Raw genomic sequence first — 16,056 nt, 5'->3', positions numbered from 1 at the left:
CGGTGGTCAGTCGTCGAGGTTGGCGAGACGCTCGGGCCGGAGCAGCTCGTCGAGCGCGGCGGCGTCGACACCCCCGGCCAGGGCCAGCTCGCGCACCTCTCCGGCGCCGCTCAGCGCGGCCTTGGCGATCTCGGCCGACGCCGCGTAGCCGAGCAGCGGCGTGAGCGCCGTGGCGAGGCCGGCGTTGCCCGCGGCGCTCGCCGCCAGCCGCTCCTCGTCGACCGTGATGCCGTCGACGCACAGCTCGCGCAGCGCGTCGAAGGCGGCCGCGGTCCAGGCGAAGGACTGCAGCAGGCTGTGGCAGATGACCGGCTCGAAGGCGTTGAGCTGGAGCTGACCGCCCTCGGCGGCCATGGTGACGGTGAGGTCGGTTCCGATCACCCAGAACGCGACCTGGTTGACCATCTCCGGGATGACCGGGTTCACCTTGCCCGGCATGATGCTCGACCCCGCCTGGCGCGCCGGCAGCCGCAGCTCGCCGAAGCCGGCCTGCGGGCCGGACGAGAGCAGGCGCAGGTCGTTGCAGATCTTGGACGCCTTGACCACGATCCGCTTGAGCACCCCGGACACCTGGACGAAGGCGCCGGTGTCGCTGGTCGCCTCGACCAGGTCGCCGGCCGCGATCACCGGGCGGCCGGTGATCTCGGCGAGGTGCGCGAGCGCACGGCGACGGTAGTCGGGATGGGCGGTGATGCCCGTCCCGATCGCGGTGGCACCGAGGTTCACCTCGCACAGCAGCGTGCGGGAGTCGGCGAGCCGGGCCAGCTCCTCGCGCAGGGTGACCGCGAAGGCGCGCAGCTCCTGGCCCACCGTCATCGGCACCGCGTCCTGGAGCTGGGTCCGGCCGACCTTCGGCACCGTGCGGAACCGGGTCGCGCGCGCCGCGAACGACTCGGCCAGCGCCGCGGTCGACTGCTCCAGGCGGTCGATCGCGGACAGCAGTGCGAGCCGCACGGCCGTCGGGTACACGTCATTGGTCGACTGGCAGCGGTTGACGTGGTCGAGCGGGTGCACCTCGTCATAGGCCCCGCGCGGCAGCCCGAGCAGCTCGAGCGCCCGGTTGGCGATCACCTCGTTGGCGTTCATGTTGGTCGAGGTGCCGGCGCCACCCTGGACCACGTCGACGACGAGCTGGTCGTCGAGCGCCCCGGCGCGCAGCTCCTCGGCCGCCGCGGCGATCGCGCCGAAGCGGCGCTCGTCGAGCAGGCCGAGCTCGTGGTTGGCGCGGGCCGCGGCCAGCTTGACCGCGCCCAGGGCCGCGACCAGCTCCCGGTGGCTCCCGACCGGCGTGCCGCTGATGGGGAAGTTGGTGAGCGCGCGGGCGGTGTGCACGCCCCAGTACGCCGCGGCGGGGACCTCGTGGGGGCCGAGCGAGTCGTGCTCGGTGCGCGTCGTCATCGCGCCGCCGCGACGTCGAGCGCGGTCCAGGCGAGCGCGGTGGCCGCGTCGAGCAGCGCCTTCTCGGCGTCCCCGCCGACGCAGTGCGCCGCGAACTCGGGCTGGTGGTTGAGCGCGGTGCCCGAGTTGATGCCGATGTAGGGGTGGATCGCGTTCACCACCTGGGAGACGTTGCCCATGTCGGTGGACGCGCGGTTCATCCGGCGTGCGGGCGAGGTCTCGTCGAAGGTCCGACCCAGCTCGACGGCATTGCGCTTGTAGGCGTCGAGCGCGGGCTGGAAGGTGCGGAACTCCGCATAGGGCTTGCTCTCCGGCGTCACCTCGAGCGTGGCGCCGGTGGCGAGCGCGCCGGCCTCGAAGCAGCGCCAGACCCGCTCCTCGGTCTCGGCGAGCTGGGCGAGCGACTCGGCCCGGACGTACCAGCGGCCCTCAGTGCGCGCGGGGATGGCGTTGGGCGCCTCTCCCCCGTTGGTCATCACGCCGTGCACCCGGACCGTGGGGGGAAGCTGCTGGCGCAGCAGCCCGATCGCCACCTGGGCGATGGTGAACGCGTCGGCGGCGTTGACCCCCTGCTCCGGGTACGCCGCCGCGTGGGCCGCCTTGCCGCGGTACTCCACGTGGGAGTGGGACACCGCGAACGGCTCCGCCTCGGCGACGTCGACCGGCGCCGGGTGGGCCATCATCGCCAGGTCCAGGCCCTGGAAGGCGCCGCGCTCGAGCAGCTCGATCTTGCCGCCGCCGCCCTCCTCGGCCGGGGTGCCGTAGACCTCGATGGTCAGGCCGGCCAGGTCGGCCAGCGGTGCCAGCGCGCGGGCGGCGCCGACGGTGATCGCGGAGATGAGGTTGTGGCCGCAGGCGTGGCCCAGGCCCGGCAGGGCGTCGTACTCGGCGCACAGGCCGAGGCGGAACGGGCCGCTGCCGATGGTGGCGTGGAACGCCGTCTCGAGGCCCAGATAGGCCGGCGTGACGTCGTACCCGACCTCGGCGAGCGTCTCGGCGACCCAGCGCGACGAGTCGTGCTCCTCCCAGCCGAGCTCGGGGTGGGCGTGGAGCTGCTCGGAGAGCCGGATCAGGCGCTCGGCGTCGGCGGCGACGGTGGCGGCGGCCTGGTCCCTCATCACTCGTCCCCGGGGACGCCGTACGACGGGGCGGTGGTGGGGTCGATCCCGCGCGTCACGTAGTCGTCGCGCTGCGGCAGCCAGACTCCCAGCAGCTCGCGGAGCTGACCGATCGGGTCGTCGCTCCAGTCGACCCGCAGGTCGGTCTCGCGCCAGTCGACGTCGCGGACGACGGACAGGCCCGCCGAGCGGACCGGTCCGGCCTCGCCGCCGGCGGCCAGTCCGGCCTCCAGCGCGGCGAGCAGCCGCTCCTCGAGCTCGCCGGAGGCGGCCGCGAAGCCCGCCGCGACCGCGTCGACGACCTCGGTCGTGGCCAGCAGGTTGCCGGCCGCGACGACCTGGTCGCCCACGACCTGGTGGTGGACGCCGAGCGACCCGGCGCCGGAGTACGCCGCGCCCCGGCCGTCGAGGGTGAGCACCGTGAGCTGGCGATGCTCGATGTGCTCGCGGCCCTCGGTGACGCTCGCGAGCGCGGCGCGGGCGTCGAGGCCGCTCTGGAGCGCGTCCAGGAGCGCCGTTCCGAGGCGGGGGTCGGTGATGTTCTGGGACGACGCGCCGCCCACGCCGGGGCGCAGGTGGATGCAGCGCGCGGCCACGGCCGGGCTGGACGACGTCACGGCGATGCCGACGGCGCCCTTGCCGTCGGTGCCGAGGACCGAGAACGTCACTGCGCGTCCTCCGAGATCACCGCGATCGCGTCCACCTCGACCAGCCACTCCGGGCGGGCGAGCGCGGAGACGACGATGCCGGTGGAGATCGGGTGCACGCCCTTGGTCCAGCGGCCGATGGTCCGGTAGACGGTCTCGCGGTAGCGCGGGTCGACGATGTAGATGGTGAGCTTGACCAGGTGCTCCATCCGGGCCCCGGCCTCCTCGAGCAGCATCTTGATGTTGGCCATCGCCTGCTCGGTCTGGGCCTCGACGTCGCCGATGCCCACGGACTCACTGGTGTCCAGGTCCTGGCCGATCTGGCCGCGCACGTACACCGTGTTGCCCGCGACCACGGCCTGGCACAGGTCGTTGTCGAGGTTCTGCTCGGGGTAGGTGACGCTGGTGTTGAACGGACGGATGCGGGTGTGGCCGCCGACGACGATGCTGCTCATGCGCACCAGTCCACTGGACACCCGGCCATGTGTCCAACAGATCTTTCCGGCATCGGGCATCAATCGAGCAGATGTAGCCCGGACACTGCCGCCGAGCATCGGCGAAACCAATGCAGTGGACCAAGAAGATCTGTTGGACAGGACCAATCGGCTCGACCGACGATCGTCCCATGTCCCACCAGGAACCCCAGCGGGTCGAGGTCCTCGTCGTCGGCGCCGGTCAGGCCGGCGTCGCGATGAGCGAGCACCTCAGCGACAACGGCATCCCCCACCTCGTCCTCGAGCGCGAGCGGATCGCCGAGCGGTGGCGCACCATGCGCTGGGACTCGCTGGTCGCCAACGGCCCCGCCTGGCACGACCGCTTCCCCGGCCTGGAGTTCCCCGACGTCGCGCCCGACGAGTTCGCCACCAAGGACCAGGTCGCCGCCTACTTCGAGGCGTACGCCGAGAAGATCGCCGCGCCGATCCGCACCGGCGTCGAGGTCACCTCGGTGATCCGCAACCAGGGCCGCCCCGGCTTCCGGGTGGAGACCTCCGACGGCATCGTCGAGGCCAGGTACGTCGTGGCCGCCACCGGCCCGTTCCAGAAGCCGGTGTTCCCGCCGATCGTGCCCGAGGGCCCCGACGGTCCCGTGCCCGTGCAGATCCACTCCAGCGACTACCGCAACCCCGCGCAGCTGCCCGAGGGCAACGTGCTGGTGGTCGGCGCCGGCTCGTCCGGCGTCCAGATCGCCGACGAGCTGCAGCGCTCGGGCCGCCAGGTGTACCTCTCCGTCGGCCCGCACGACCGCCCGCCGCGCAGCTACCGCGGCCGCGACTTCTGCTGGTGGCTGGGCGTGCTGGGCCTGTGGGACCTCGAGACGCCGGCCGCCGGCGCCGAGCACGTCACCATCGCCGTCAGCGGCGCGCGCGGCGGGCACACCGTCGACTTCCGCGCGCTCGCCGCGCAGGGCATCACGCTGGTCGGCATGACCGACCGGTACGCCGACGGCGTGCTCACCTTCCGCGGCGACCTCGCCGCCAACATCGCCGCCGGCGACGCCAACCTGCTGGCGCTGCTCGACCAGGCCGACGCCTGGGTCGAGGCCAACGGGATGGACCTGCCCGAGGAGCCCGAGGCCCGGGTGCTCGGCGCCGACCCCGCCAGCGTGACCGACCCGCTGCTCGCCCTCGACCTCGCCGAGGCCGGCATCACCTCGATCGTGTGGGCCACCGGCTTCGCCACCGACTACTCCTGGCTCCCCGCCGGCGCGCTCGACGAGAGCGGCCGGCCCGCGCACCGCCGCGGCGTCTCCGCCGAGCCCGGCATCTACTTCGTCGGCCTGCCCTGGCTCTCGCGTCGCGGGTCGAGCTTCATCTGGGGCGTCTGGCACGATGCGAAGCACGTCGCCGGGCACATCGCGACCCAGCGCAGCTACCTGACCTACGAGGCGCCGACCGCATGAGCGAGCAGACGCGGACCGCGTTCTACCACGACGAGCGGTGCCTGTGGCACAGCACCGGCGAGGCCGTGCTCTTCCTCCCGGTCGGCGGCTGGCTGCAGCCGCTGGCGACCGGAGGACACCCCGAGTCCCCCGAGTCCAAGCGACGGTTCAAGTCGCTGATGGACGTCTCCGGCCTGACCGACCAGCTCGCCGTGCACAGCGCCGAGCCGGTCACCCGGGAGGACCTGCTGCGGGTGCACCCGGAGTCGTACGTCGACAACTTCCGCGAGCTCTCCGCCGGCCGCGGTGGCGAGATCGGGCCCGAGGCGCTGTTCTCGCACGGTGGCTTCGAGATCGCCGCGCTGTCCGCCGGCCTCGCCAAGCGCGCGGTCGCCGACGTCGTGACCGGTCGCTACCGCAATGCCTACGCCCTGTCCCGGCCGCCGGGCCACCACTGCCTCCCCGACGAGGGGATGGGCTTCTGCCTGCTCGCCAACATCGCGATCGCGATCGAGGCGGCGAAGGCCGAGCACGGCCTGGGCAAGGTCGCCGTCCTCGACTGGGACGTGCACCACGGCAACGGCACCCAGGCCGTCTACTACGAGCGCGACGACGTGCTCACCATCTCGATCCACCAGGAGAACTGCTTCCCGGTGGACTCCGGCGGCACCGAGGAGCGCGGCGCCGGCGCCGGGCTCGGCCACAACCTCAACGTGCCGCTGCCGCCGGGCTCGGGACACGAGACCTACCTGGCGGCGATGCGCGAGATCGTGCTGCCCGCACTGCGCGCCTACTCCCCCGACCTGATCGTGATCGCCAGCGGCCTCGACGCCAACATGGTCGACCCGCTGGCCCGCCAGCTGCTGTACGCCGACAGCTTCCGCCAGCTGACCGCGATGGTCATGGAGGTGGCCGACGAGGTCTGCGAGGGCCGCGTGGTGGCCGTCCACGAGGGAGGGTACGCCGAGTCGGAGGTCCCGTTCTGCGGGCTGGCCATCGTCGAGACGCTGTCCGGCATCCGCACCGAGGTCGTCGACCCGTTCGAGGAGACCTTCGTCGCCCAGCAGCCGTCGGAGCGGACCGTGCGCCACCAGCTGGAGATCGTGGCCGAGCTGGCCGCCGAGCTGGGCTCCTGAGGGGTACCGGCTCCCGTCAGACCCGGCCCGAGATCAGGTCCGCCGCCCGCTCGGCCACCATCATCACGGTCACGACCGGGTTGGTGGCGACCAGCTGCGGGAACACCGAGGCGTCGACCACCCGCAGGCCCTCGATCCCGCGCACCGTGAGGTCGGGACGCAGCACGGCGCCCGGGTCGTCGTCCGCGCCGATCCGGCAGGTGCCGGAGACGTGGTAGACGGTCTGGTGCGTGGCGCGGGCGACCGCGCTGATCTGCTCGTCGCTCTGCACGTCCGGGCCGGGGAAGACCTCACGGACCAGCCGCGAGGCGAACGGCTCGGCCTCGCCGATCCGGCGGGCGAGCCGGATGCCGGCGACCAGCACGGCCTCGTCCTGCCCGGATGGGTCGGTGAAGTAGCGGTAGTCGATCGAGGGCGCGACCTCGGGGTCGGCCGAGGTGATCCAGACCCGGCCGCGGGAGGCGGGGCGGGCGACGTTGGGGGCGATCGAGACGATCCGCTCGGGCAGGACGGCGCCGTACGCCTCGGCGTGGACGGCCCAGGGCTCGACCGGGAAGTGCATGAGCACGTCGGGGCGGTCGTCGGGCTCCATGACGCTCACCAGCGCGCCGGCGTCCCACCCGCTCGCACAGGTGTCCGGGGGCGCGTCCGCGAGCTCCCAGACGACCAGGCCCTCGGCGTGGTCCATCAGGTTCTCCCCCACGCCGGGCAGGTCGAGCACCACCGGCACTCCCGCGGCCTCCAGCACGTCGCGCGGCCCGATGCCGGACAGCTGCAGCAGCCGCGGCGTGTCGATCGCGCCGGCGCACAGGACCACCTCGCGCCGCGCACCGAACCGGACCAGCGCGCCGTCGACCCGCGCCTCGACGCCCACGGCGCGGCCGTCGACGACGTCGACCCGCTCCACCCGCGCGTCCAGGACGACGTGCAGGTTGTCGCGGGTCGCCCGGGCGGGGTGGAGGTAGTGGATCGAGGTCGAGGACCGGACGTTGCCCTCGGGCGTGTAGCCGACCTCGAAGAAGCCGGCGCCCTCGGCACGCTCGTCGAGCCGGCCGTCGTTCCAGGCCTCCTGGAGCGGTACGTCGAGCGCCGCCGCGGCCGCGGTGACCATGTCGGCGACCATCGGGTTGCGGTCCTCGGGAGCGACCGGCTGGATCGGCGTCCGCAGCCGGTCGTAGTACGGCTGCACCGTCGCGGCGTCCCAGCCCGCCGCGCCACGCTCGACCCACTCGTCGAGGTCGGCGGCGAGCGTGCGCCACGAGATCATCGTGTTGCCGTTCGAGCAGCCGCCGAGGATCCGCAGCCGGGCCTGACGGATCGCGGAGTTCCCGCGCTCCTGGGCGACGCTGCGGTAGTCGAGGTCGTACTCGCCCTCGAGCATCTCCGCCCAGCGGCGCAGCTCGCGGGCCCGCGGCTCGTGCTCGTCGTCGGGCCCCCACTCGAGGAGCCCGACGGTGACGTCCGGGTCCTCGCTGAGGCGCGCTGCGAGCAGGCTGCCCGACGTACCGCCCCCGACGACCAGGTAGTCGAAGTCGGTCATGCGACGCCGCCCTGCGCGGCCGCCTCCACGACCGGGCGATGGCCGGAGAAGCGGGCGAAGCGCCGCATCAGGAACAGGTAGAGCGGGCAGATCACCGCGAGCCCGACGATCCACGAGATGTCGACGTAGTCGAGCCGCTCGCCGATCGGGCCGGTGTACTTGGTGGTGACCAGGAACGGGATCTGGACCGCGATGCCGAGGAAGTAGCAGGCGACGGCGATCAGGTTGAACCGGCCGTAGCGGCCACCGTCGCGCTCGAAGAGCGAGTCGATGTCGTACTCGCCGTGCTTGAGCAGGTAGTAGTCGACCAGGTTCACCGCGGTCCACGGCACCAGCACGCACAGCAGCAGGAGCATGAAGTTGGTGAAGTTGACCAGGAAGTCGTCCTTGCCGGCGAGTGCCATCACGACCGCGGCGAGGAAGAGGACACCCGAGACGACGCCGCGCGCGGCGGCGCCCGGCACCCACCGCGGGAAGAGGGTCTGTCCGACGGTGATCGTGGAGAGCGCGCCGCAGTAGAGGTTCATCGCGTTGGTGCAGGCGATGCCGATGCCGAAGACCGCGATCACCAGGCCGCCCACGCCGTGGGTCAGGTCCTGCAGGCCGGAGACGGTGTCGGACTCCGGCAGGGCCGCACCGACGATCGCGCCGAGGATCATCGGGAACAGCGAGCCGAGGACCGCGCCGGCGTAGGTCGCCCAGAACGCCGGCCGGACGCCGGTGTCGCGCGGCATGTAGCGGGTGTAGTCGGAGACGTACGGCGCGTAGGCGATCTGCCACAGCGCGGCCAGCGAGATGGTGCCCATGAACCCGGCCAGGGTGGCGCCGTCGGAGTGGAAGGTGCCGGTCGGCAGGTCGTTGACCGCGAGGATCCACACGAACGCGAGGGCGAGCACCACGCCCGAGACCAGGCTCATCAGGCCGGTCAGGGCGTGGATCATCCGGTAGCCGACGATCGCGCCGACCACGCTCACCAGGCCGATCAGGATGATCGAGACGGTCTCGTCGAGATGGAACAGGCTGGAGACCGCCTGGCCGCCGAGGACCATGTTGGAGGCGAAGAAGCCGACGTACATGAAGATCACCAGGATGACCACGAGCAGGCTGCCGTAGGAGCCGAACTGGGCCCGCGTCTGGAGCATCTGGGGCACGCCCATCTGCGGGCCCTGCGCCGCGTGCAGCGCCATCACGACGCCACCCAGCGCGTGACCGACGACCAGCGCGATGACGGCGGCCCACACCGGCAGGCCGTAGACGGCCGTCGCGACGACCCCGGTGGCGACGGTGAGCAGCATGATGTTGGACCCGAACCAGATCGTGAACAGGTCCCGCGCCTTGCCGTGCCGCTCGGTCACCGGGATGTGGTCGATGGTGCGCTTCTCGACCGTCAGCGTGGTCTCGATCGCCTCGTCGTGCATGGGTCCCCCTCTGGGCCGTGATCCCGCTCACCGTAAGGCGCGCGGGAGGCCGCCGACCAACACCGGTTTTCGTTGCTCAGCATCGACAAAAGCGATGACCTGACGCATTGACATCACCTGGGCCGCCGCATGGGATGAGGGCTCCACCGTCGCGAAGGAGCAGCCATGCAGGACCGCGTCACCATCGGGCTGGTGCAGTGGCACGCCGTCCCCGGCGAGCCCGCCACCAACCTCGCGACCGCGCTCGCGCTGATCGCCGAGGCGGCCGGCCAGGGCGCCGAGCTGGTGGTGCTGCCGGAGCTGTGGGCCAGTGGCTACGACGCCCCGCGGCTCGGCGCGATCGTCGCCGCGGCCGCCGAGCCGGTCCCCGGCCCGCGCAGCGACGCGTTGGCCGCGGCGGCGCGCACCCACCGGGTGTGGCTGTTCGCCGGGTCCGTCCCGGAGCTCGCCGACGGGTCGACGTACAACACCACGGTGGTCTACGACCCGGCCGGCCAGATCGTCGCCCGGCACCGCAAGGCACACCTCTACCGCCCCACCGCCGAGGACGCCGTCTTCGCGGCCGGATCGGAGGCCACCGTCCTCGACACCGAGCCCTTCGGCCGGGTCGGCATGGCGACCTGCTTCGACGGCGACCACGCGGCGTACGCCCGGGCGCTGCGCGAGCGGGGTGCCCGGCTGGTGGTCATGCCCGCGGCGTACGAGGCCGGCGCCGAGCGCTGGTGGGAGCTGCTGCACCCGGCGCACGCGCTCGCCAACGGCCAGTGGTGGATCACCGTCAACCAGGCGGGCGGCGAGGGCGACGCCGCGATGTTCGGCCGCAGCCGGGTGATCGCGCCCGACGGCAGCGGCGTCGTCGAGGCACCCCGCCACGACGCGGGCGGACCGGCGGTCGTGACCTGCACGGTCGACCTGGCCGCCGGGATCGCCGACGCCGACGCCCACAACGCCGCACTGTGGACGGACACCCGGCCGGAGCTCTACGCCCTCTGACAGACTCGGCGCATGCGCATCGTCTCGGTCAACGCCTGGGGCGGTGCCCGCTACGACGACCTCGCGGCTTGGCTGCCCGCCTCCGGTGCCGACGTCGTCTGCCTCCAGGAGGTCACCCGCACCCCCGGCCTGGCCGGCTGGACCTCCTTCGCCGACGGCGAGCGCTCCCTCCCCCAGCGCGCCGACCTGCACGCCGACGTACGCCGCCTGCTGCCGTCCTACGAGGCGCTGTTCCTGGCCAGTGACGCCGGCCCGGTCACCGACGACGCCGGCCACCGGCACCAGCAGGACTTCGGGCTCGGCACCTACCTGAGCGAGCGGCTGCCCGTCGTCGGGATGGCGGGCGGCTTCGTGCACGGCGGCTTCGTCGACCACGACGAGTGGACGATCGCCGACCGGCCGCGAGCGGTGCAGGCGGTGCGCGTCGTCGACCGGGCCGCCGGCCGCACCGTGTGCGTCGTCCAGCTGCACGGCCTGCGCGACCCCGCCGGCAAGGGGGACACCCCGGCGCGCAAGGAGCAGGCCGAGCGGATCGCCGACTTCGTGGAGGCGACCCGGGATCCCGGCGACCTCGTGGTGCTCGCCGGCGACCTCAACCTGCTGCCCGACAGCTCGACCTTCGAGGTGCTGCGCGGGGTCGGGCTGCACGACCTGGTCGGCACGGCCGACACCCGCACCTCGGCGTACCCCAAGCCGGTGCGGCACGCGAGCTACCTGCTCGTCTCGGACCCGGAAGCCGTCGCGGGCTTCCGGGTCCGGGCGGAGCCGGAGGTCTCGGACCACCGGATCCTCGAGCTGGACCTCAGGCCAGTGCCGTGACCTCCCGCCGGAACGGGACCTCGTCGTTCGAGGGCAGGACCGCGTCGAACTCCTCGGCCGCGCGTCGGCCCGACCACACCGCCGCGGCGATGGTGCCGGGGGCCCAGGCGTCGCCGATCCCCCGCACCGACGCGATCTCGCCGGCCTCGCGACGCGCGACCAGGTCCAGGTAGAGCTCCTCGCGCGGCAACCGGGCCGTCACCATGACGACGGCGTCGCAGTCGAGGTCGCGCTCGGCGCCGGTGTAGGTCTCGCGGACCGTCACGCCGCCCGCACCGACGGCGACGACGGCGTGGTCGAGGACCCGGGTGATGCCGTTCTCGATGATCCGGCGCTGGATCCGGTTGATCTCGAAGGTGTTGTTGGTCCACGACGAGACCTGCGGGGCCGGGGTGACGATGGAGACGTCGTAGCCCTGCTGGGCGAGCAGCTCGGCGACGACGCCACCCAGGTAGTAGTGGTCGTCGTCGTACACGACGACCTTCCTGCCCTCGGGCAGCCGGCCGGCGAACAGGTCGTCCGGGCCGAGCACCTGCGCGCCCTCGGCGATCGGCAGCGGGGTGGTGTGGAAGCGCGCGACGCCGTCGGTGCGCCACGAGGCGCCGGTCGCCGTGATGACGTGCTCGAAGCCGAACTCGACGATGTCGTCGCCCGACATCGGGCTCTCGCGGTAGATCTCGACGTTGGGCAGCTCGGCGAGCACCGCCTCGCGGTACTCCTTGACCCGGCCCCAGGCCGACAGCCCGGGCAGCCGCGACTCGGCAGCGACCCGGCCGCCGAGGTCGCGTCCGGCCTCGGCCAGCACGACCTCGTAGCCACGTACGCCGAGCGCCCGCGCCGCCTCGAGGCCGGACGGGCCCGCTCCGACGACGAGCACGCGCTTGTCGCTCTCCTTGGCCCGGATCCGCTCCGGGTGCCAGCCACGGCGCCACTCCTCGCCCATGCTGGGGTTCTGGGTGCAGCGGATCGGCGACATGGTGAGGTCGCCGGAGACGCAGATGTTGCAGCCGATGCACTCGCGGATCAGGTTGAGCCGGCCGTCGCGGATCTTGTTGGGGAGGAAGGGGTCCGCGATCGAGGGACGGGCGGCGCCGATCAGGTCGAGGATCCCGGCCTTGACCTGGCGCACCATCGCGTCGGGCGAGGTGAACCGACCGACGCCGACGACGGGCTTGGTGGTGAGCTTCTTCAGCCCGGCGACGAACTCCTCCTGACGGCCCTCGGGCGCGAACCGGGAGGTGACCGAGTCGCCCTCCCAGCTGCCCATCGCGAAGTCCCACAGGTCGGGCAGCTCGCCGAGCTCGCGCAGCACGCCCTCGATGTCCTCGCGGGTGATGCCGCCGTCGATCTCCTCCTCGACCGTGATCCGGCAGGCAACGGCGGCGCGGCCGGCGACCTCCTCGATCGTGTCCTCCAGCAGCTCCTTCAGCAGCCGCATCCGGTTCTCCAGCGAGCCGCCGTACTCGTCCGTGCGGTTGTTGTAGCGGCGCGAGAGGAAGTGGTGGGGGGCGCCGTAGCCGTGGGCGCCGTAGACGTAGACGACGTCGTAGCCCGCCTCGAGCGAGCGGCGTACGGCGTTGCGGTGCCAGCGCCGCAGGTCGTCGATGTCCTGCTTCGACATCGCCCGCGCCTGCACCGGCGCGATCGTGTCGGGCGCGACCGGCAGGTGCTGCGGCCCGAGCGGGGTCTCGCGGCTGAGCTGGTTGGGCGCGTTCATGCCGTTGTGGGCCAGCTCGATGCCGGCCAGGCCGCCGCCCTCGTGGATCGCGTCGGCGATCCGCTTGAGCGCGGGCAGGTCCTGGTCGTCCCAGATCCGCAGCTCGATGAACGGCGCGATGTCGGACGTCGCGTGGATCTCCACCTGCTCGGTGCACACGACCGACCAGCCGCCCTCGGCCTTGATCTTGCGCATCGAGGCCTGCGCGCTGGGGTCGCGGTAGCCCATGCCGTTGCAGTGGGGCACCTGGTAGAAGCGGTTCTTCGTCGTGAACGGGCCGATCTGCACGGGCTCGAACAGGACGTCGTACGGCGCGGCCACGGCGGGCTGCTCGGTCATCGGGAGATCTCCTCGGTGTCGGGCGTGATGGTGGCACCGGAGGCGCGCACGGGGGCACCGAGGGCGTAGCCCACGGCGCAGAGGGCGAGCAGGAAGGCCAGGGTGCCGAGCGTGAAGACCTCGAACGTGGCCTGGCTGACGCCCCAGTACTCCTCGAACGGGTAGTCCTCGCCGAACAGCCGCTCCAGGGTGCCGGGGAAGACGGCCACCCACGACCCCAGCAGCACCCAGGCGAAGGCGATCCAGCCGAGCACGGCGAACTGGCGGTCCGAGACGGGTACGCGGAACGGGCGCTCCTTGTCCGGGTAGCGGGTGCGCAGCCGGATCGCCGCCGGGATGACGAGCAGGTAGCTGAGCAGGAAGGTCGAGATCGAGATGGTCAGCACCACCCCGAAGATCGACGCGCCGTCGCCGGTGACCTGCATCGCGACGAGCATGAACGTGGTGGACACGACGCCGGAGAGCATGTTGACGCGGACCGGGGTGCCGAGGCCGGGGTGGAAGCGGCCGAAGAAGCCGCCGAAGAACGAGCCGTCGGCCGCGGTCATCGCCTGCATGCGGTCGGAGATGATCATCCACGCCGCGCCCTGGCTCATCAGGATGTAGACGAAGACGACGGCGGTGAGCTTGAGCAGCACGTCGGCCGCGCCGCCGTAGACTGAGTAGACCGTGCCGACGGCGTCGAAGAGGCCGCCGATGCCCGTGATGTCCTCGGCCGGTACGACGAGCAGGATCGCCATGATCGGCACCAGGTAGCAGGCGGCGGCGGTCGCGCAGGACCGGAGGATCGAGACCGGGACGTCGCGGGCGGGGTTCTCCATCTCTCCGGCGGCGCTGTTGGAGGACTCGAAGCCGAGGTAGGCGAAGAGCAGGATCGGCACCGAGCCGAAGAGTCCGAGCAGGGTGGGGCTGAAGTCGCCCGGATGGAGGGCGACGACGCCGTTCTGGATGGCGTAGACGACGGTGGTCAGCACGAAGAACACCAGCAGGCCGACCTTGAGCAGGGCGCCGCTGGTCGGCAGCCACTTGCCCTTCTGCAGGCTCACCACCGCGGCGAGCACGGTGATCCAGATGAAGACGACCTTGAACACGTAGTCGCCGAGGGAGCCGTGCTCGATGGGGGTCAGGTAGCTGCTGACGGTCTCCGCGGCGAGGAAGGCCATCGACCCGCCGACCCAGACCGGCTGGGTGATCCAGGTCAGGATCGCGGCGACGGCCGCCGCGGGCCGCCCGAAGGCGTCGCGGACCCAGGTGTAGGCACCGCCCTCCTCGCTGAAGGCCGCGCCGGTCTCGGCGAAGATCAGCCCGTAGGGGACCAGGAAGAATACGGCGAGCACGAGGGCCCAGGTGAACGCCTCGGCGCCGTACCCGGAGACCTGGCCGAGGGTTTCGAGGCCGACGACGGCGGCGATCAGCAGGAAGACGATGTCGAAGCGTCGCAGCGACTTGTGCAGCAGGGCGTGCTGCTCGGCGGCGAGCTCGGTGGGCTGGTTGGACACGATGACCCCCTGGTCGTTCAGTGGTTGATCCAGACGGTCTTCAGACCGACGTACTTGTCGAGGGCGTGCAGCGAGAGGTCGCGGCCGAACCCGGAGCCCTTGAACCCGCCGAACGGGGTCCAGGCGCTGAAGGCGTCCACCCCGTTGACCGTGACGGTCCCCGCGTGGATCCGATCGGCGAGGCGGTGCGCCCGGCCGAGGCTGCTGGTGGCGACGGACGCGGCGAGGCCGTACGCCGTGCCGTTGGCGAGCGCGACCGCCTCGTCCTCGGTGTCGAAGGGCGTGATCGCGAGCACCGGCCCGAACACCTCCTCGCGGGCGAGCGTGGACGCCGGGTCGACGCCGTCGAACACGGTCGGCTGCACGTAGCAGTCGCTGCCGTCGCGGGTGACCCGCTCGCCACCGGTGACCAGGCGGGCACCGGAGCCCCGGGCCTCGTCGACGAAGCGCATGATCCGGTCGGTCTGCTCGGGCGAGACGATCGCGCCCATGCCGGCGGCGGGGTCGAGCGGGTCGCCGGGCGCGTACGCCGCCGCCTCGGCCGCGACGAGCGAGACGAACTCGTCGTGCACCTCGCGCTGCACGAGCACGCGGGAGTGCGCCGAGCAGACGGCGCCCTGGTTGAACCAGATGCCGAAGGCGGTCTGCTTCGCGGTGGCGGCGAGGTCCTCGGCGTCCGCGAAGACGACGTGGGGGCTCTTGCCGCCGCACTCGAGCCAGACCTGCTTGAGGTTGGACTGGCCGGCGTACTGCAGGAAGTAGGCGCCCACCTCGGTCGAGCCGGTGAACGCGAGGACGTCGACGTCCGGGTGCAGGCCGAGCGCCCGACCGGTGGTCTCGCCGAGTCCGGGCACGACGTTGAGGACGCCCTCGGGGATGCCGGCCTCGACGGCGAGCTCGGCGATCCGCAGCGCCGAGGAGGGCGACTGCTCGGCGGGCTTGAGGACCACGCTGTTGCCGGCCGCCATCGCCGGGGCGACCTTCCAGGCGAGCATGTCGACGGGGTAGTTCCACGGCACGACCGCGCCGACGACGCCCAGCGGGACCCGGCGGACGAGGGCGGTGGTGCCCGGCGGGGTCGGCGCGACCTCGTCGTTGACCTTGTCGATCGCCTCGGCGTAGTAGCGGAACAGGTCGACGGAGAACGGCAGGTCGAGCTCGTGGGCGTCGACCACCCGCTTGCCCATGTCGAGCGAGTCGAGCACGGCGAGCTCCGCGGCATGCTCGGCGAGCAGGTCCGCGAAGCGGAGCATCCGCGCACGGCGGAAGGCCACGCCCGCGCGGCTCCAGACCCCGGAGTCGAAGGTGGCCCGGGCCGCGCGGACGGCGTGGTCCACGCCCTCGGCGCCGGCGTCGGCGACCTCGGCGAGCAGGGCGCCCGTGGCCGGGTTGCGGTTCTCGAAGGTCGCCGTGCCGGCGTCGACGAAGCCGCCGCCGACGAAGGGGCGGGTCGGGAGGACGACCTTGGCGGCCTCGGCGAGCCAGTCCTGGTGAGTGCGCACGCGGGATCCTTTCTTTGCGCTTCAGCGCAAATATGACCCGGGTCACCCATC

Annotated in this window: 13 protein-coding genes; 4 read left to right on the top strand and 9 right to left on the bottom strand. The window is 72.4% G+C overall.

Annotation, left to right across the window (positions count from 1 at the left end):
* Positions 1-6: 6 nt before the first annotated feature.
* From JOD66_RS25145 to JOD66_RS25130, 4 genes are read right to left on the bottom strand one after another with little or no spacing between them, the layout of a single operon-like run.
* Complete coding sequence (locus JOD66_RS25145) at positions 7-1,398, bottom strand: aspartate ammonia-lyase (protein ID WP_204839514.1); 1,392 nt, start codon at positions 1,396-1,398, stop codon at positions 7-9.
* Complete coding sequence (locus JOD66_RS25140) at positions 1,395-2,516, bottom strand: M20 family metallopeptidase (protein ID WP_204839513.1); 1,122 nt, start codon at positions 2,514-2,516, stop codon at positions 1,395-1,397. Before JOD66_RS25140 ends, JOD66_RS25145 begins: the two co-directional genes overlap by 4 nt.
* Positions 2,516-3,184, bottom strand: coding sequence for a DUF1028 domain-containing protein (locus JOD66_RS25135; RefSeq protein ID WP_204839512.1), 669 nt, complete (start codon positions 3,182-3,184; stop codon positions 2,516-2,518). The genes JOD66_RS25140 and JOD66_RS25135 overlap by 1 nt, the downstream gene beginning before the upstream one ends.
* Positions 3,181-3,618, bottom strand: a complete 438-nt coding sequence (locus JOD66_RS25130; RefSeq protein WP_204839511.1) for a RidA family protein — start codon at positions 3,616-3,618, stop codon at positions 3,181-3,183. The genes JOD66_RS25135 and JOD66_RS25130 overlap by 4 nt, the downstream gene beginning before the upstream one ends.
* A 170-nt stretch (positions 3,619-3,788) precedes the next feature.
* Between JOD66_RS25130 and JOD66_RS25125 the strand changes: the two genes are divergently transcribed.
* The gene (locus JOD66_RS25125; RefSeq protein WP_204839510.1) at positions 3,789-5,063 is read left to right on the top strand and encodes a flavin-containing monooxygenase; all 1,275 of its coding nucleotides are present in this window, start codon (positions 3,789-3,791) and stop codon (positions 5,061-5,063) included.
* Positions 5,060-6,178 (top strand): histone deacetylase-like amidohydrolase, encoded by a 1,119-nt coding sequence (locus JOD66_RS25120; protein WP_204839509.1) that lies wholly within the window; start codon positions 5,060-5,062, stop codon positions 6,176-6,178. The genes JOD66_RS25125 and JOD66_RS25120 overlap by 4 nt, the downstream gene beginning before the upstream one ends.
* Before the next feature lie 16 nt (positions 6,179-6,194).
* On the opposite strand, the gene JOD66_RS25115 is transcribed toward JOD66_RS25120, so the two are convergent.
* Together JOD66_RS25115 and JOD66_RS25110 are read right to left on the bottom strand one after the other, a co-directional pair.
* The gene (locus tag JOD66_RS25115; protein WP_204839508.1) at positions 6,195-7,718 is read right to left on the bottom strand and encodes a GMC family oxidoreductase; all 1,524 of its coding nucleotides are present in this window, start codon (positions 7,716-7,718) and stop codon (positions 6,195-6,197) included.
* Positions 7,715-9,136 carry a purine-cytosine permease family protein gene (locus JOD66_RS25110; RefSeq protein ID WP_204839507.1) on the bottom strand — a complete coding sequence of 474 codons (1,422 nt, stop codon included), beginning with the start codon at positions 9,134-9,136 and terminating at the stop codon, positions 7,715-7,717. Before JOD66_RS25110 ends, JOD66_RS25115 begins: the two co-directional genes overlap by 4 nt.
* A gap of 165 nt (positions 9,137-9,301) precedes the next feature.
* Between JOD66_RS25110 and JOD66_RS25105 the strand changes: the two genes are divergently transcribed.
* On the top strand, positions 9,302-10,129 hold the full coding sequence (locus JOD66_RS25105; RefSeq protein WP_204839506.1) for a carbon-nitrogen hydrolase family protein: 828 nt from the start codon (positions 9,302-9,304) through the stop codon (positions 10,127-10,129).
* A 12-nt stretch (positions 10,130-10,141) separates the two neighbouring features.
* Positions 10,142-10,948 (top strand): endonuclease/exonuclease/phosphatase family protein, encoded by an 807-nt coding sequence (locus JOD66_RS25100; protein ID WP_204839505.1) that lies wholly within the window; start codon positions 10,142-10,144, stop codon positions 10,946-10,948.
* On the opposite strand, the gene JOD66_RS25095 is transcribed toward JOD66_RS25100, so the two are convergent.
* Genes JOD66_RS25095 through JOD66_RS25085 form a run of 3 tightly spaced genes read right to left on the bottom strand, consistent with a single transcriptional unit; the run spans position 10,932 to position 16,005 of the window.
* Positions 10,932-13,004, bottom strand: a complete 2,073-nt coding sequence (locus tag JOD66_RS25095; protein WP_204839504.1) for an oxidoreductase — start codon at positions 13,002-13,004, stop codon at positions 10,932-10,934. The genes JOD66_RS25100 and JOD66_RS25095 overlap by 17 nt on opposite strands.
* The gene (locus JOD66_RS25090; protein WP_307823789.1) at positions 13,001-14,506 is read right to left on the bottom strand and encodes an APC family permease; all 1,506 of its coding nucleotides are present in this window, start codon (positions 14,504-14,506) and stop codon (positions 13,001-13,003) included. Before JOD66_RS25090 ends, JOD66_RS25095 begins: the two co-directional genes overlap by 4 nt.
* 14 nt (positions 14,507-14,520) lie before the next feature.
* Entirely contained in the window at positions 14,521-16,005 is a 1,485-nt protein-coding gene (locus JOD66_RS25085) for an aldehyde dehydrogenase (protein WP_204839503.1), read from the bottom strand.
* Between the last annotated feature and the right edge of the window lie 51 nt (positions 16,006-16,056).

Source organism: Nocardioides nitrophenolicus (genome assembly GCF_016907515.1).
Lineage (GTDB): Bacteria > Actinomycetota > Actinomycetes > Propionibacteriales > Nocardioidaceae > Nocardioides > Nocardioides nitrophenolicus.
Note: the sequence above shows the minus strand (reverse complement) of the source record. Positions and strands in the feature narration are given on the sequence as shown.

What these genes read in the sequence shown, in the direction of transcription:
- JOD66_RS25140 (WP_204839513.1), bottom strand. Translation starts at nt 2,516, where the DNA reads ATGAGGGACCAGGCCGCCGCCACCGTCGCCGCCGACGCCGAGCGCCTG.
- JOD66_RS25130 (WP_204839511.1), bottom strand. Translation starts at nt 3,618, where the DNA reads ATGAGCAGCATCGTCGTCGGCGGCCACACCCGCATCCGTCCGTTCAAC.
- JOD66_RS25110 (WP_204839507.1), bottom strand. Translation starts at nt 9,136, where the DNA reads ATGCACGACGAGGCGATCGAGACCACGCTGACGGTCGAGAAGCGCACC.
- JOD66_RS25105 (WP_204839506.1), top strand. Translation starts at nt 9,302, where the DNA reads ATGCAGGACCGCGTCACCATCGGGCTGGTGCAGTGGCACGCCGTCCCC.
- JOD66_RS25100 (WP_204839505.1), top strand. Translation starts at nt 10,142, where the DNA reads ATGCGCATCGTCTCGGTCAACGCCTGGGGCGGTGCCCGCTACGACGAC.
- JOD66_RS25145 (WP_204839514.1), bottom strand. Translation starts at nt 1,398, where the DNA reads ATGACGACGCGCACCGAGCACGACTCGCTCGGCCCCCACGAGGTCCCC.
- JOD66_RS25125 (WP_204839510.1), top strand. Translation starts at nt 3,789, where the DNA reads ATGTCCCACCAGGAACCCCAGCGGGTCGAGGTCCTCGTCGTCGGCGCC.
- JOD66_RS25120 (WP_204839509.1), top strand. Translation starts at nt 5,060, where the DNA reads ATGAGCGAGCAGACGCGGACCGCGTTCTACCACGACGAGCGGTGCCTG.
- JOD66_RS25115 (WP_204839508.1), bottom strand. Translation starts at nt 7,718, where the DNA reads ATGACCGACTTCGACTACCTGGTCGTCGGGGGCGGTACGTCGGGCAGC.
- JOD66_RS25095 (WP_204839504.1), bottom strand. Translation starts at nt 13,004, where the DNA reads ATGACCGAGCAGCCCGCCGTGGCCGCGCCGTACGACGTCCTGTTCGAG.